Source organism: Faecalibacterium sp. An121 (genome assembly GCF_002160915.1).
GTDB lineage: Bacteria > Bacillota > Clostridia > Oscillospirales > Ruminococcaceae > Faecalibacterium > Faecalibacterium avium.
Genome location: NZ_NFLM01000010.1, coordinates 61,339 through 75,787, shown reverse-complemented (window position 1 = coordinate 75,787; position 14,449 = coordinate 61,339). Strand labels below are relative to the sequence as shown.

Annotated in this window: 13 protein-coding genes; 4 read left to right on the top strand and 9 right to left on the bottom strand. The window is 63.0% G+C overall.

The window, feature by feature from the left end; genetic code table 11:
- Positions 1 to 137: 137 nt before the first annotated feature.
- The 3 genes from ilvC to ilvB form a co-directional block, all read right to left on the bottom strand.
- A complete protein-coding gene (ilvC, locus tag B5E66_RS07370) occupies positions 138 to 1,157 on the bottom strand; it encodes a ketol-acid reductoisomerase (protein WP_087230816.1) in 1,020 nt (339 codons plus the stop codon).
- 92 nt (positions 1,158 to 1,249) lie between these two features.
- Entirely contained in the window at positions 1,250 to 1,825 is a 576-nt protein-coding gene (gene ilvN, locus B5E66_RS07365) for an acetolactate synthase small subunit (RefSeq protein ID WP_087230813.1), read from the bottom strand.
- A 13-nt stretch (positions 1,826 to 1,838) separates the two neighbouring features.
- Positions 1,839 to 3,503 (bottom strand): biosynthetic-type acetolactate synthase large subunit, encoded by a 1,665-nt coding sequence (gene ilvB, locus B5E66_RS07360; protein WP_087230808.1) that lies wholly within the window; start codon positions 3,501 to 3,503, stop codon positions 1,839 to 1,841.
- A gap of 568 nt (positions 3,504 to 4,071) precedes the next feature.
- Between ilvB and B5E66_RS07355 the strand changes: the two genes are divergently transcribed.
- From B5E66_RS07355 to B5E66_RS07340, 4 genes are all read left to right on the top strand, one after another.
- Complete coding sequence (locus B5E66_RS07355) at positions 4,072 to 5,289, top strand: ATP-binding protein (RefSeq protein WP_087230805.1); 1,218 nt, start codon at positions 4,072 to 4,074, stop codon at positions 5,287 to 5,289.
- Positions 5,290 to 5,649: 360 nt separating this feature from the next.
- The gene (locus B5E66_RS07350; RefSeq protein ID WP_158098342.1) at positions 5,650 to 6,096 is read left to right on the top strand and encodes a MarR family winged helix-turn-helix transcriptional regulator; all 447 of its coding nucleotides are present in this window, start codon (positions 5,650 to 5,652) and stop codon (positions 6,094 to 6,096) included.
- Positions 6,097 to 6,171: 75 nt separating this feature from the next.
- Complete coding sequence (locus B5E66_RS07345; RefSeq protein WP_087230916.1) at positions 6,172 to 7,941, top strand: ABC transporter ATP-binding protein; 1,770 nt, start codon at positions 6,172 to 6,174, stop codon at positions 7,939 to 7,941.
- Positions 7,931 to 9,847: an ABC transporter ATP-binding protein gene (locus tag B5E66_RS07340; protein ID WP_087230799.1), complete on the top strand. Its 1,917-nt coding sequence runs from the start codon at positions 7,931 to 7,933 to the stop codon at positions 9,845 to 9,847. The genes B5E66_RS07345 and B5E66_RS07340 overlap by 11 nt, the downstream gene beginning before the upstream one ends.
- A gap of 203 nt (positions 9,848 to 10,050) precedes the next feature.
- On the opposite strand, the gene B5E66_RS12835 is transcribed toward B5E66_RS07340, so the two are convergent.
- The 6 genes from B5E66_RS12835 to B5E66_RS07315 form a co-directional block, all read right to left on the bottom strand.
- Positions 10,051 to 10,896, bottom strand: coding sequence for a DMT family transporter (locus B5E66_RS12835; RefSeq protein WP_158098341.1), 846 nt, complete (start codon positions 10,894 to 10,896; stop codon positions 10,051 to 10,053).
- Complete coding sequence (locus B5E66_RS12830) at positions 10,893 to 11,087, bottom strand: hypothetical protein (protein ID WP_143406942.1); 195 nt, start codon at positions 11,085 to 11,087, stop codon at positions 10,893 to 10,895. The genes B5E66_RS12835 and B5E66_RS12830 overlap by 4 nt, the downstream gene beginning before the upstream one ends.
- Positions 11,088 to 11,098: 11 nt before the next feature.
- The gene (locus B5E66_RS07330; RefSeq protein ID WP_087230796.1) at positions 11,099 to 11,905 is read right to left on the bottom strand and encodes an alpha/beta fold hydrolase; all 807 of its coding nucleotides are present in this window, start codon (positions 11,903 to 11,905) and stop codon (positions 11,099 to 11,101) included.
- A 182-nt stretch (positions 11,906 to 12,087) separates the two neighbouring features.
- Positions 12,088 to 12,642, bottom strand: a complete 555-nt coding sequence (locus B5E66_RS07325; protein WP_087230794.1) for a hypothetical protein — start codon at positions 12,640 to 12,642, stop codon at positions 12,088 to 12,090.
- Positions 12,639 to 13,718, bottom strand: a complete 1,080-nt coding sequence (locus B5E66_RS07320; RefSeq protein WP_087230792.1) for a HAMP domain-containing sensor histidine kinase — start codon at positions 13,716 to 13,718, stop codon at positions 12,639 to 12,641. The genes B5E66_RS07325 and B5E66_RS07320 overlap by 4 nt, the downstream gene beginning before the upstream one ends.
- Positions 13,715 to 14,386 carry a response regulator transcription factor gene (locus B5E66_RS07315; RefSeq protein ID WP_087230786.1) on the bottom strand — a complete coding sequence of 224 codons (672 nt, stop codon included), beginning with the start codon at positions 14,384 to 14,386 and terminating at the stop codon, positions 13,715 to 13,717. Before B5E66_RS07315 ends, B5E66_RS07320 begins: the two co-directional genes overlap by 4 nt.
- Positions 14,387 to 14,449: the final 63 nt, after the last annotated feature.

The following is a 14,449-nucleotide window of genomic DNA, read 5'->3' as shown; positions in this document are numbered from 1 at the left end:
TCCTTGGACATACAAAACCGGCCCCGGCACAGTGGTGCTCCGAACCGTTTCCGGCGCCTGGCCGCCGCCTGCATCCGGGCAGGGGCGCGCAGAGCGGGGATTCAGATGCACCCCGGGCCGCCGGGGCCGGCGTGTGGTTATTTCTTCAGCCAGCTCATCATGCTGCGCAGCTCAGCGCCCACCTTCTCGATGGGGTGCTCGGCCTGCATCCGGCGCTGTGCCAGGAAGTGGACCTTGCGGCCGCCCTTGTCGCTCATCTCGGTGAGGAACTCGGAAGCAAAGGTGCCGTCCTGGATCTCGGACAGGATCTTCTTCATCTCCTTGCGGGTCTCCTCGGTGATCAGCCGCTTGCCGGTGCGGTAGTCGCCGTACTCGGCGGTGTTGGAGATGGAGTAGCGCATCTTGGAGAAGCCGCCCTCGTTGATCAGGTCAACGATCAGCTTCATCTCATGGCAGGTCTCAAAGTAGGCCATCTCGGGGGCGTAGCCGGCCTCCACCAGGGTATCGAAGCCGGCGTGGATCAGCTCGCAGACGCCGCCGCACAGCACAGCCTGCTCGCCGAACAGGTCGGTCTCGGTCTCCTCGCGGAAGGTGGTCTCCAGGATGCCGGCGCGGCCCGCACCGATGCCGGAAGCGTAGGCCAGGGCGATCTCCTTGGCCTTGCCGGTGTAGTCCTGCTCCACGCAGATCAGGCTGGGGCAGCCCTCGCCCTCGGTGTACAGACGGCGGACGATGTGGCCGGGGCCCTTGGGGGCGATCATGATGACGTCCACATTCTTGGGGGCGGTGATGGTCTTGAAGTGGATGTTGAAGCCGTGTGCAAAAGCCAGGGCCTTGCCCTCGGTCATATAGGGGGCCACCTGCTTGTTGTAGATGTCGGCGCACAGCTCATCGGGCACCAGCATCATCACCACGTCGCCGGCCTGGGCGGCCTGCTCCACTTCCATCACCTTGAAGTTGGGATGGGAGGCGGCGAACTCCTCGGCCTTGACCCAGTGGCTCGAACCCTTGCGCAGGCCCACCACCACGTTCACGCCGCTCTCGGCCAGGTTCTCCGAATGGGCATGGCCCTGGCTGCCAAAGCCGATGACGGCCACCGTCTTGCCGTCCAGGATGCCCAGGTTGCAGTCGCTGTCGTAATACTTCTTGATCGCCATAATCGTTCTCCTTTTGCTGTTTTCCGTTTCAGAACAGATGAAATCCAGTCAAATTCTATCTCCGGTCCCCTCGCGAGGAGCGAAAAAACACGTTATTTGGGGCAGCTGCCCACCACGCCCGGCAGGGGGAACTGGGTGGCCCGCACCTCCTGCGGCGGCTTTTGCATGTGCTGATGCATCCCGCCCCGCTCCAGGGCGGTGACGCCGGTGCGGCACTGCTCCAGGATGGTATAGCCTTCGAACATACGCAGGAAGGCATCGATCTTCTCGGGCTTGCCGGTCAGCTCAAAGATCATGCTGTCAGGGGACAGATCGATGATCTTTGCCTTGTAGATGCTGGCGATCTCCCGCAGCTCGGCCCGGTTGGCCACGGTGGCCGCCACTTTCAGCAGCAGCAGCTCCCGCTGCAGGGCCTTCTTCTCGTCCAGCACAAAGACCTGGCGGGTCACTTCCAGCCGCTCGGTCTGCAAAAGCAGCTGGTCCAGCCGCCGCTCATCGCCGTAAACGGTGACGGTGATGCGGCTGACGGTGGGATCGTTGGTGGCCGACACGGTCAGGCTCTCGATGTTGAAGCCCCGGCGGCAGAAAAGGCTGGACACCCGGGCCAGGACGCCGGTCTGGTTGTCCACCAGCAGGCTGACCACCTGACGCTGTTCCGTACGTTCCATGCTGGTTACCTCCTTATTCCATCATGATGTCGTTGATATCCCCGCCGCCCGGGATCATGGGCAGGACCTTCTCGTCCTTGCCGATCATGCACTCGATCCAGGTGGGGCCGTCGTTCTGCAAAGCCTGGGCAAAAGCCTGCTGGAACTGGGCCAGGTTCTCGCAATGGTAGCCTTTGAGGCCAAAGCCCTCGGCCAGCTTGACAAAGTTGGTCTTGCGGTGGGGGTCGGTCTGGGAATAGCGGCTGCCGTAGAAAGCGGTCTGCCACTGGCGCACCATGCCCAGGACCTGGTTGTTGAAGATGACCGTGATGATGGGCAGGTTGTAGCTGACGGCGGTGCAGGCTTCGTTCAGGTTCATGTGGAACGAGCCATCGCCAGTGAGCATCACCACCCGCTGGTCCCGCCCGAGGGCCATCTGTGCGCCGATGGCGGCGCCGTAGCCAAAGCCCATGGTGCCAAGGCCGCCGCTGGTGATAAAGCCCCGGCTCCTGGCGTGGTGCAGGTACTGGGCCGCCCACATCTGATGCTGACCCACGTCGGTGACGTAGACGGTGTCGGGGCCGCACTGGCTGCAGATCTCTCCGATCACCTGGTGGGGCATCAGGCGGCTGGCGTCGGATACGGGATGGTAGTCGTGGGACTGCCAGTTCTGGATCTGGGCCATCCACTCGGGATGCTGGGCCGGCTCGATCATGGGCAGCATGGCCTGCAGGATGTAGGCCGCGTCGCCCACCACCGACAGATCCACCTCCACGTTTTTGTTGACCTCGCTGGGGTCGATGTCGATCTGGATGATGGTGGCCTTTTGGGCAAAGGTGCTGGGCTTGAGGGCCACCCGGTCCGAAAAGCGGGTGCCGATGGCCACCACCACGTCCGCCTCGCTGACGGCCCGGTTGGCGGTGTAGCAGCCGTGCATCCCGATCATGCCGATGTTCAGCGGGTCGCCGTAGGGGACCACGCCCGCGCCCATCAGGGTGTAGGTGGCGGGGATGCCCGCCTTGTGGATCAGGTCCCGCAGGGGCTGGCAGCTGGCCGCGCTGCGCACGCCGCCTCCAAAATAGACCAGGGGGCGCTGGGCGCCGTTGATGATCTCGGCCGCCCAGGACACTTCCTGCTCGTCAAAGGTGGTGACGGTGCGGATGGGCTCGGGCTGCCGGTGGGTGAACTCGCACTTGTTGGAGGTGACATCCTTGGGGATATCCACCAGGACCGGGCCCTTGCGCCCGCTCTGGGCGATCCGGAAGGCCGCACGCATGGTATCGGCCAGGTCCTCCACCCGGCGGACGGTGAAATTGTGCTTGGTGATGGGCATGGTGATGCCCTCGATATACGCTTCCTGGAAGCTGTCCCGGCCCAGCAGGTCGGTGGATACGTTGCCGGTAAAGGCCACCATGGGCACGCTGTCCATATAAGCGGTGGCGATGCCGGTGACAAGGTTGGTGGCGCCCGGGCCGCTGGTGGCCAGCACCACGCCGGTGCGGCCGGTGGCGCGGGCGTAGCCGTCCGCTGCGTGGGACGCGCCCTGCTCATGGGCCGTCAGCACGTGCTGGATCCGGTCGGCGTTCTTGTACAGCTCATCGTACAAGTTGAGGACCGCGCCGCCAGGGTAGCCAAAAATGGTGTCAACGCCCTGCTCACAGAGGACTTCGACAAAGATCTGAGAACCGTTCAGCAGCATTGTTCATCTCTCCTGTTTCCCTATACTTACTCCTGCGGACCGAAGCAGGCGGGCTCCGGCAATAAAGAAAAGCCCTCGCCCCCCGTCTGTTGACCAAGAGACAAAGACCTTGCAAAAAGCTCTCTGCGGTACCACTCTCGTTGACGCGGCTTTGGCCGCGCCCTCTCACGGGCCATGCAGCTGGTGCCTGGCCCCGCACGCTAACGGGTGCATCCGGCGCTGCTTACCGGGCGATGCCTTTGGGCAGCGCTGCTCCGGGAGGACTTTGCGCCCGGCCCGCCCGCCGCCTTGCATCCACCGGCGGCTCTCTGGAGAGCGGGGACCTGTGCGCTACTTGTTCCCATCTGCGCAGTTGATTCTCTGTGTTGAACTTTACTATACTAAAAAAACAGGGGGTTGTCAATCGATATATTTTTCGCCTCGCTTCACCCAAAAGATGAAAAAAATTCACTTTTTGACCCTCTGCGCCCCCTTGCCCCTTGCACGCGGAGGGCCCGCGCACTATACTAAAATAGTATGGGCGGCTGGATCGCCCGTCGAATCTACCGGAAATGAGGGGGATCTTTCCATGAGGATACAACAGATCTGTGCGCGTCTGGTGGGGCTGGCGGTGTTCCGCAGCCTGCTGGAGGACCCTGTGGTGGCGGCCTACGGCCGTCTGGCCGAAGCGCTGGCCCAGGGGGCCGGCCTGCAGGCGGTCTGCCAGGCGGCAGGGGAGATGGAAGCGCTGCTGTTTGCGCAGGATACCGACGACCTGAGCGAGTACATCCTGGCCGCCGTGCTGGAGTGTGAGAATATCTGCGCCCGGCAGGCGGCCCGGGGCGCCCTGGCCCCCGGGCTGAAGAAAGCCCTGGAAGGGGAGCTGGACTTTTTGGAGCAGCTGTCCGCTTTGAGCCTGGACGGCCTGCTGGAGGCCGCCGGCCTGGAGGACAGCCGGCGGGAGGAGCTGGCCTTCCTGCCCCGGTGGGAGGCCCATCCCACCGGCCTGGCCGCCGCGTACACCGACCGCCTGGGCCAGATGGGCCGGCGGGGCTATGGGATGTTTGCCCGCCACCATGTCTTTATGCTGGGCGACGAGGGCAGGCTGGCGCCGGTGCGCCACCCCGACCCCCAGCGCCTGGAGGACCTGCCCGGCTACGAGCGGGAACGGGAGAAGATCATCGCCAACACCAAGGCCCTGCTGGCCGGGCTGCCCGCCAACAATGTACTCTTGTATGGGGACGCGGGCACCGGCAAGTCCAGCGCGGTGAAGGCCATCGCCAACGAGTACGCCTCCCAGGGGCTGCGGCTGGTGGAAGTGAAAAAGAACCAGCTGTACCTGCTGCCCGACCTGATGGACAAGCTGGCGGCCAACCCCCTCAAGTTCATCCTGTTCATCGACGACCTGAGCTTTGCTTCCAACGACGACAACTTTGCCGCCCTCAAGGCGATTCTGGAGGGGAGCGCGGGGGGCCGTGCGGCCAACCTTGCGGTGTATGCCACCTCCAACCGGCGGCATCTGGTCAAGGAGACCCTGTCCGACCGCACCGGCGATGACCTGCACGAAGCGGATACCCGCCAGGAACTGCTGAGCCTGTCGGCCCGGTTTGGGCTGATCGTCACCTTCCAGCGCCCGGACAAGGCCCTTTACAGCCAGATCCTGCTGCAGCTGGCCAAACAGTACCAGATCCCCATGCCCTCCGATCTGCTGATCACCCGGGGCGAGGCCTTCGCCATCCGGGCCGGGGGACGCAGCCCCCGGGCTGCCCGCCAGTTCATCGAGCAGTGCCGGGCCGGCATGGTCTGATTGTTTGCCGCGGCTTTGCGTCTTGGATCGGTCCCGACTGTACGCATCGGACGTGCAGCCGGGACTTTTTTTGACCCCGGGCCACGGCTCCCGGCCGTGCGGAGGAAACGGGGAACGATTGCACAAGTTTGAACGTTTTTGTTTGTACAATAAGGCGAAAGAACGCACGAAGGATGGATTTGTCACTTTGCACGATTTTTAACGTTCACTTTTATGCAATAAATTGGACAAGAAACTGTGCAAGAAATGTGAAAAATAGGGCTTTCCGCCTTGACAATTCAAGGGAAAACCTGTAATCTATTGTTCGTACACGAACAAAACCGCCGGGCCATGCCTGGCGCGCAAGGGGGGTGGGATAGGTTGGAAAAGGACTGCGGCGCATGGATCAATCTGTTGTCCCGCAAGGTAAAACGCCGTCTGAACGCCACTTTGCAGGGGGTGGACATCACCTTCATCCAGAGCCAGGTGATCTTCTACATCCTGAACCACTGGCAGGAAGCACCGGTTTTCCAGCGTGACATCGAACAGGTTTTCAGTCTGAGCCGTTCCACCGCCACCGGCATCCTGCAGCAGCTGGAAGAAAAGGGGCTGCTGCGGCGGGAGAGCGTGGAGAGCGACGCACGGCTGAAAAGCCTTGTGCCCACCGGCCGGGCCGCCCAGCTGGATGCGGAGGTGCGGGCCTGCCTGCGTCAGACCGAGGAGGTGCTGACCCGGGGATTGTCCGGCGGGCAGGTACAGCTGTTCAAGGAGACGCTGGCCGCCATGGCGCAGAACCTGGATGACGCCGAAGCGGAAAACGCCCGCTGACGGCGCCCTCTGCGCCCCCAACAAGTTCGCGCAAGAACAAACATTGTAAGGAGGAATACACGAGGAATGAATCATATCGTCAAGACCTTGTCCCACAGCATCCGTGAGTACAAGAAGACCTCGATCCTGACCCCTCTGCTGGTGACGGTGGAAGTGGTGATGGAATGTGCGATCCCCTTTGTGATCGCCAATCTGGTCAACCAGATGCAGGCCGGCTGTACGATGGACGTCATCGTGCGGTATGGCATCCAGCTGCTGGCAATGGCGATCATCTCGCTGGTGTTCGGCGCTGCCGCCGGCGCCACCTGCGCCAATGCATCGGCCGGCTTTGCCCGCAACCTGCGCAAGGATATGTTCTACCATATCCAGGACTATTCGTTTGAGAACATCGACAAGTTCTCGGTCTCCAGCCTGGTCACCCGTCTGACCACCGACATCAGCAACGTCCAGCTGGCCTACATGATGATCATCCGCGTGGCGGTGCGCTGCCCCCTGATGCTGGTCTTTTCCTTTGTCATGGGCTTTGTGATGGGCGGCCGCCTGGCCATGATCTTCCTGGTCACCATTCCGCTGCTGCTGATCGGCCTGCTGCTGGTCATCCGTGCGGCCACCCCTTTGTTCCGGCAGGTGTTCCGCAAGTACGACGCCCTGAACGATTCGGTGCAGGAGAACGTCCAGGCCATGCGGGTGGTCAAGAGCTACGTCCGTGAGGACTACGAGAAAAAGAAGTTTGCCGCCGCCGCCGAGAACGTCCAGCGGGACTTCACCAGGGCCGAGCGGATCATGGCCCTGAACGGCCCCATGATGCAGTTCTGCGTCTACGCCGGCATGGTGTTCGTCATGTCCTATGGCTCCTACACCGTCATCACCACCCAGGGCCTGGCTTTGAACGTGGGCCAGATGTCCTCCATGCTGACTTACAGCTTCCAGATCCTGATGAGCCTGATGATGCTGAGCATGGTCTTTACCATGATCACCATGTCCCAGGAGTCTGCCGAGCGTATCGTCCAGGTGCTGACCGAGGAGAGCACCCTCACCAGCCCCGCCGATGCCCTGACCGAAGTCAAGGACGGTTCGGTGGATTTCGACCACGTCAGCTTCAAGTATTCCAAGACCGCCGAGCGCAGCGCCCTGTCGGACATCGACCTGCACATCCAGTCGGGCGAGGTCATCGGCATCCTGGGCGGCACCGGTTCGTCCAAGTCCAGTCTGGTGCAGCTGATCCCCCGCCTGTACGACGCCACCGAAGGCAGCGTCAAGGTGGGCGGCGTGGATGTGCGCCGGTACGATCTGGAGACCCTGCGCAACCAGGTGGCGGTGGTGCTGCAAAAGAACGTCCTGTTCTCGGGCACCATCAAGGACAACCTGCGCTGGGGCAACCCCGGCGCCACCGACGAGCAGATGCTGGAAGCCTGCCGCCTGGCCCAGGCCGACGAGTTCATCCAGCAGTTCCCCGACAAGTATGACACCTGGATCGAGCAGGGCGGCACCAACGTCTCGGGCGGCCAGAAACAGCGCCTGTGCATTGCCCGCGCCCTGCTGAAGAAGCCCAAGATCCTGATCCTGGACGACTCCACCAGCGCCGTGGACACCCGCACCGACGCCCTGATCCGCAAGGGCTTCCGGGAGTTCATCCCCGAGACCACCAAGATCATCATTGCCCAGCGTGTGTCCAGCGTGCAGGACGCCGACCGCATCATTATGATGGAGGGCGGGCGCATCGTGGATGTGGGCACCCATCAGGAATTGATGGAGAGGAACCAGGTCTACCGTGACCTGTACACCACCCAGAACCGCTCCAGCATCGGCCAGACCCAGAACGGAGGTGACAAGGATGCCGAATAACACCACCAGCACCCAGCGGGGCCGGCGCGCTCCCAAGGGGGTCATGCCCCGGCTGATCCGCACCATCTTTTCCTTCTATCCGGTGCTTCTGCCCATCACCATCTGCTGCATCCTGGTCAACGCCATCGTCAGCTCGATGCCGTCGGTCTTTATGCAGAACGTGATCTCCATCGTGGAGGAAGTATACCGCGCAGGGGACTGGGCCAGCGTGTCCGGGCGCATTTTCCGCCTGGTGATCATCCTGGTCACCCTGTACGTCATCAGCCTGGCGGCCGGCGCGGCCTTCAACCAGATGATGGCCATCATCACCCAGGGCACCCTGGCCAAGCTGCGGGAGAAGATGTTCGCCCATATGCAGGATCTGCCCATCCGCTACTTCGACACCCACAACCACGGCGATATCATGAGCTTCTACACCAATGATATCGACACCCTGCGCCAGCTCATCAGCCAGAGCCTGCCCCAGCTGATGATCTCCGCCATCACCCTGCTGAGCGTCTTCTGCATCATGATCTATTACAGCATCTGGCTGGCGCTGGCGGTGCTGTGCGGCGTCATCGTCATGTTCTTTACGGCGCGGTACGTCAGCAGCCACTCCTCCAGCTACTTCCTGCAGCAGCAGGTCACCCTGGCCAAGGCCGAGGGATTCATGGAGGAAATGATGACCGGCCAGAAGGTCATCAAGGTGTTCTGCCACGAGGAAGGCGCCAAGGCCGATTTCGACAAGGTGAACGACGCCCTGTTCGAGAACAGTGAAAAAGCCAACCGCTACGCCAACATCCTGATGCCCCTGCTGGGCAACATGGGCAACGTCACCTATGTTCTGGTGGCCCTGGTGGGCGGCAGCCTGCTGCTGAACGGCGCGCCCAACCTGAGCCTGTCCGGCATGGCCCTGAACATCAGCATCGTGGTGCCCTTCCTGAACATGACCAAGCAGTTTGCAGGCGCCATCGGCCAGGTGTCCAACCAGGTCAACATGGTGGTCATGGGCCTGGCCGGTGCCCACCGCATCTTTGCCCTGCTGGATGAGGAGCCCGAGGTGGACGAGGGGTACATCACCCTGGTCAACGCCCGCGAGAAAGAGGACGGCACGCTGGAGGAATACCCCGAGCGCACCAACGTCTGGGCCTGGAAGCACCCCCACCACGACGGCACCATCACCTACACCCGCCTGCGGGGCGATGTGCGGTTCTATGACGTGGATTTCGGCTATGTGCCCGAAAAGACCGTCCTGCACGACATCTCCCTGTATGCAAAGCCGGGCCAGAAGGTGGCCTTCGTTGGCTCCACCGGCGCCGGCAAGACCACCATCACCAACCTGATCAACCGTTTCTACGACATCCAGGACGGCAAGATCCGCTACGACGGCATCAACATCCGCAAGATCAAGAAGGCGGATCTGCGCCATTCGCTGGGCATCGTGCTGCAGGATACCAACCTGTTCACCGGCACCGTCATGGAGAACATCCGTTACGGCAACCTGGAAGCCCATGACGAGGAGTGCATCGCTGCGGCCCGTCTGGCCGGCGCCGATGATTTCATCCGCCGCCTGCCCGACGGCTACAACACCATGCTGACCGGCAACGGCGCCAACCTCAGCCAGGGCCAGCGGCAGCTGCTGGCCATTGCCCGCGCCGCCGTGGCCGACCCCCCGGTGATGATCATGGATGAGGCCACCAGCTCCATCGACACCCATACCGAGGCCATCGTGCAGCGCGGCATGGACGCCCTGATGACCGGCCGTACCACCTTCGTCATCGCCCACCGTCTGTCCACCGTCCAGAACGCGGATGCCATCATGGTGCTGGACCATGGCCGCATCATCGAGCGCGGCACCCACGATCAGCTGATCGCCCAGCACGGCACCTACTATCAGCTGTACACCGGCGCACTGGAACTGGATTGATCCGCCCGCTGGGCATCGGATACACCTTCAAATCTTTCAAAAAGCCCGCCGCACAACTGTGCGGCGGGCTTTTTGCGCCTGTTTGTCCGGAAATGTACCCGGCGCAAAAGCAAACAGGCCGGTTTGGAAAAGTATACCTTCCCAAACACCCAAAACGAAGCGGCCCCCGGCTCTCCTGCAAAGAGGGCCGGGGGCGCTGTTTGTTACCCTGCGGGCTGGCGCTTTTTCAGGATGTTGTACCCCACCACGCCGCAGATGACGATGGCGGCCCCCGCCAGGGCAAAGGGGCCGACCCGCTCGCCATAAAAGGCGGCCACCAGCAGGGGATTGAGCACCGGCTCGATGCCGGATACCAGGCTGGCCGTCACCGGCGGGGTGGTGCGCAGGCCGATGGTCAGCAGGATATAGGCCACCGCCACCTGGAACACCCCCAGTACCACCAGGCTGACCAGGGCCGTCTGGGTGAACTGCGTTTCCTGCAGCAGGAAGGGCAGGCCGGTCACCGCCGACAGTACATCCCCCCAGAACACCGCCGAGATGGCGTCGGCATCGGGGAAGTCGTTGAGCAGGAACACCCCGCCATAGGCCGCCCCCGAGAGGATGGCCAGCAGATTGCCCAGAGCGCCTCCCGCCTCCAGGCTGTCCACAAAAAAGAACAGCACCCCGCCAAAGACCACGGCGCAGGCGGCGAGGTCCAGTTTTTGGGGCTTTTTGTGCCAGAACAGCGCCGAAAACACGATCACAAAGATGGGCGCGGTGAACTGCAATACGATGGTGTTGGCGGCGGTGGTCAGCTTGTTGGCCACCGAATACAGGGCGTTGGTGCCAAAGATGCACAGCGACCCCAGCAGGATCCAGCGGTTGAACCGGGGCGGGTGCCGTATGACCGCCAGATACCCCCCGATGACCACCAGGGCGATGGCGGTTCGGCCCCCGTTGATGGCCATGCCGTTCCAGGGGATCACCTTGATGCACAGCCCGCCGATGCTGTACAGCAGGGCGGCCAGAAAAACGCACAGGGTGCCGGTGCGGGCGTTGGGCTTGTTCATAGGGCGGGGCCTCCTTTCCGGCCGGGGTGGAGCATGGCCCATTGCAGGCGGCTGAGAAACTGCACAGCCTGCTGGCCATCCATCTGGACATGATGAAACTGGAACGAGATGGGCAGTTTTGCCCCCAGCAGCCCCCGAGCCGCAAAGGCGGCGGCCCGGCTGGTTTGGCCGGGATCGATCTCTTGTGCCATCGTTTCTCCTTTCACAGCCTGCGTACAAAGGCGTCGATCTGCTGATTGACAAAGGCGGGGTTGTCGGTGTTGGAGTTATGGCCCGCATGGGGGACCCACACCAGAGGCAGGCCGGTGGTTTTGGCCCAGGCCCGGTTGTACCGCCGCGTGCTGGCGGCCTGGTCGCGGCTGCCGCAGAGCAGCAGCGCCGGGCAGTCGATGGGGTAGGGCAGGTCCGAGGCGATGGCGTCTGCCAGCATCCGGAAGCCGTGCCCGGCCAGGGCGGCGTACTCGCTGTGGGTATAGCCGTCCATCATATGGCGCATCAGGGCCTGGCCGTAAATGCTCCGGGCGCAGCCGCTGGCCCCCGCCTGGCGCAGCGCCTGCCAGGGGTACAGGCGGTAGACCGGTTCGCACCGGCGCAGCATCCAGAGCTCGGCGGCTGTGGTATACCGCCGCCCCAGCGGGGCCGAGTCGATGGAGATGAACCCCGCCGCCTGCCCCGGAAACTGCTGCAAAAAGCTCTGGGCCACATACCCGCCCATGGACTGTCCCACCAGGCAGAACCGGCTCACCCCTTCCTGCTCCAAAATGGCGTGCAGCCACCGGGCTTTGTCGGCCAGACCGAAAGTGAGGGCAAAGGGCCGGGATGCCCCATGGCCGGGCGGGTCCCAGGCCAGCAGCCGCCACCGCCCCCGGAATGCTTCGATCTGCCGGTCGAACAGCCGGTGGTCGGCGGTCAGACCGGGCAACAGTACCAGGGTCATGGGGCCCGGCGCACAGGCATCGGTCCAGTAATGGATGGAGCCCTGGGTGGTGTGATGGATCTTTTCCTGCATAGCGCTGCCCTCCCGCACGTTTTGCCTGATTATAGCAGGTTTTGCCGGTGTCTGCAAGGCCGCGGGGTTGCGGCCGGGAGCGGTTAACAGTTCGATGCGAGGATACAAGGGGGAGATTTGGGTTTTGCTTGGGCCGTGTTAGAAAAATATAAAAACGCCGCAGTTTTTCTGCGGCGTCACAGTCAGTACAGCAGGCGGCTGCCCTTTTCGCATACTTCGTGGATCTCGTCGTATTTCTGCTCCATCAGGGGGGCGATGCGGGCGCTCTCCCGGCGCAGGACGGCCTGGTAGAGGAAATAGGGCCCGATCCAGCCTGCAAAGCCGGGGATGGCCAGCAGGATGCACAGCCAGACGATGGGCGGCTGCGCCACGGCGGCAAAGGTGGAACCCGCCATAAAGGCGGTGCCTGCCAGGGCCAGGCCCCAGGCGGCTGCGGCGGGCCGGCTGCGGCGGGCTTTTTCCAGCGAGGCCAGTTCCCCGATGCAGCTGTCAAAATGGCGCTGCAGGCGGGTCAGTTCGGGGCGGTTGGCAATGGCGCGCTCCCGCCGGAACGCCAGGGTGACCCAGGGCTGCCGCTGGCGGCCTTTGGCAGAAAAGCTGCTGGCCATCGCCGGCGTGGGCTTGTTGGGGTCGGGCTGCCAGCCAAAACAGGGGTAGCTGTCCATGCACAGGGAGGCATGGGATTCGGGAACGGTGATCTCGCGGTACTCATAGCCGGTGTAAGAAGTTTGATTCATAAGGCTGTGTCCTCGCTTTGCATAGCAGATGTACCCAGAGGCAGCTGCACCGTGAAGGCCGAGCCGCGCCCCTCGGCGCTGTCCACGGTGATCCGGCCGCCGGTCCGTTCCAGCACCCGGCGGACCAGCGCCAGCCCAAGGCCGTTGCCCGCGGAGGCATGGGATGGGTCCGCCTGGTAGAATTTGTCAAAAATGTGTTTTTGCGCCTGAGGGGAAATGCCGCAGCCGGTGTCGGCCACCGTCACGACAGCCCAGCCGTCCCGGCAGGACTGGGTCAGGGTCACCCGGCCGCCCGGCGGGGTGAACTTGAATGCGTTGGACAAGAGGTTGTTCCACACCAGTTCCAGCAGGCTGGCGTCGGCCTGGATGACCGTGCGGTCCTCCAGACTGGCGTCGAACTCGATCTGCTTTTCCTCCCAGACCGGTTCAAAGGCCAGGGCGCAGTCGCTCAGCTGGCGGCACAGGTCATAGGGGACCGGCTGGGGCTTCAGCTGCTGGCTTTCCAGCTTGTTCAGCTTGAGGATGTTGGTGACCAGCGCCGACAGCCGCCGGGTGCTGCCGAGGATGGCCGCCGTGCAGGCGCGCTGCTCTTTGGGGGAGAGGCCGGGCTGCTCCAGCAGCTGGGCGTAGTTCTGGATGGCGGCCAGAGGCGTCTTGAATTCGTGGGAGACGTTGGCGATGAAATCGGTGCGCATGGTCTCCAGGCTGCCCAGTTCGGCCACCATCTGGTTGAAATCCAGGATCATACGGTCCAGGTAATCGTACCGGTCGGCGGTGTGGATGGGAGGGATATAGACCGAGAAATCTCCCTGCGCCACCTGACCGGCGGCCCGGGCCAGCTCCTTCATGGGGCGGTCGTAGGTCTGGATCATCTTTTTGCGGGTGAAAAAGGTCAGGCCGGCTGCCACCGCCGCCCAGTAGAGGAAGGGCAGGCTGATCTGGACAAGGTCGCTCCAGCCCTCCTCGTTGGCGAGGATGATCAGTCCGGTGTGGACCCCCGACATCAAAAGCAGGACCACAAGGTAGAGGAAGAACAGGGACAAGGGGAAAAGGGAATCCATCCGGCTGCGTTTCATAGGATCACCGCCTTATAGCCCAGGCCCCGCACCGTCTTGATCTCAAAGCTGCCGCAGCAGGCAAATTTGTCCCGCAGCTTGACGATGTAGACATCCACAGCCCGCAGGCCGGTGTCGCTCTCCACGCCCCAGAACTCGTCCATCAGCTGGGAGCGGGAAAAGGCGTGGTTGGGGTAACTGAGCAGCTTGTAAAGAATGTTGAACTCCCGGGTGGTCACGGGGATCTCCCGGCCGTCTACGGCGGCGGTCAGGGCGTCGGCGTCCAGCACCAGGCTGCCCACCGTCAGCCGGCGGCTGGCCTCGATGCGGGCCCGCCGCAGCAGCGCGCGCACCCGCATCAGCAGCTCGCTCAGGTCCACCGGCTTGACCATATAGTCGTCGATGCCGATGTCGAACCCCTTCTGCTTGGAGGACAGATCGTCCCGGGCCGAGATGAACAGGATGGGGATGGTCTTGTTCAGGGTGCGCACCGTTTTGGCAAAGTGGAAGCCGTCGGTGCCCGGCATCATGATGTCGGAGATGATCAGGTCATACATCTGGCTGTACATGGCGTCGTAGGCGGCCTGGGCGCTCAGGCAGCCCTTGGCCTGGTAGCCGCTGTTGTTCAGATAGGTGCAGACCGCCTGGGTCAGCTTGGGGTCATCGTCTACAACAAGGATATGGATCATGGCAAAAGCCCTCCTGGCTGGCGTGGTTTTGCCCCTACCATACCACAGGATTGTTTGGGTTTT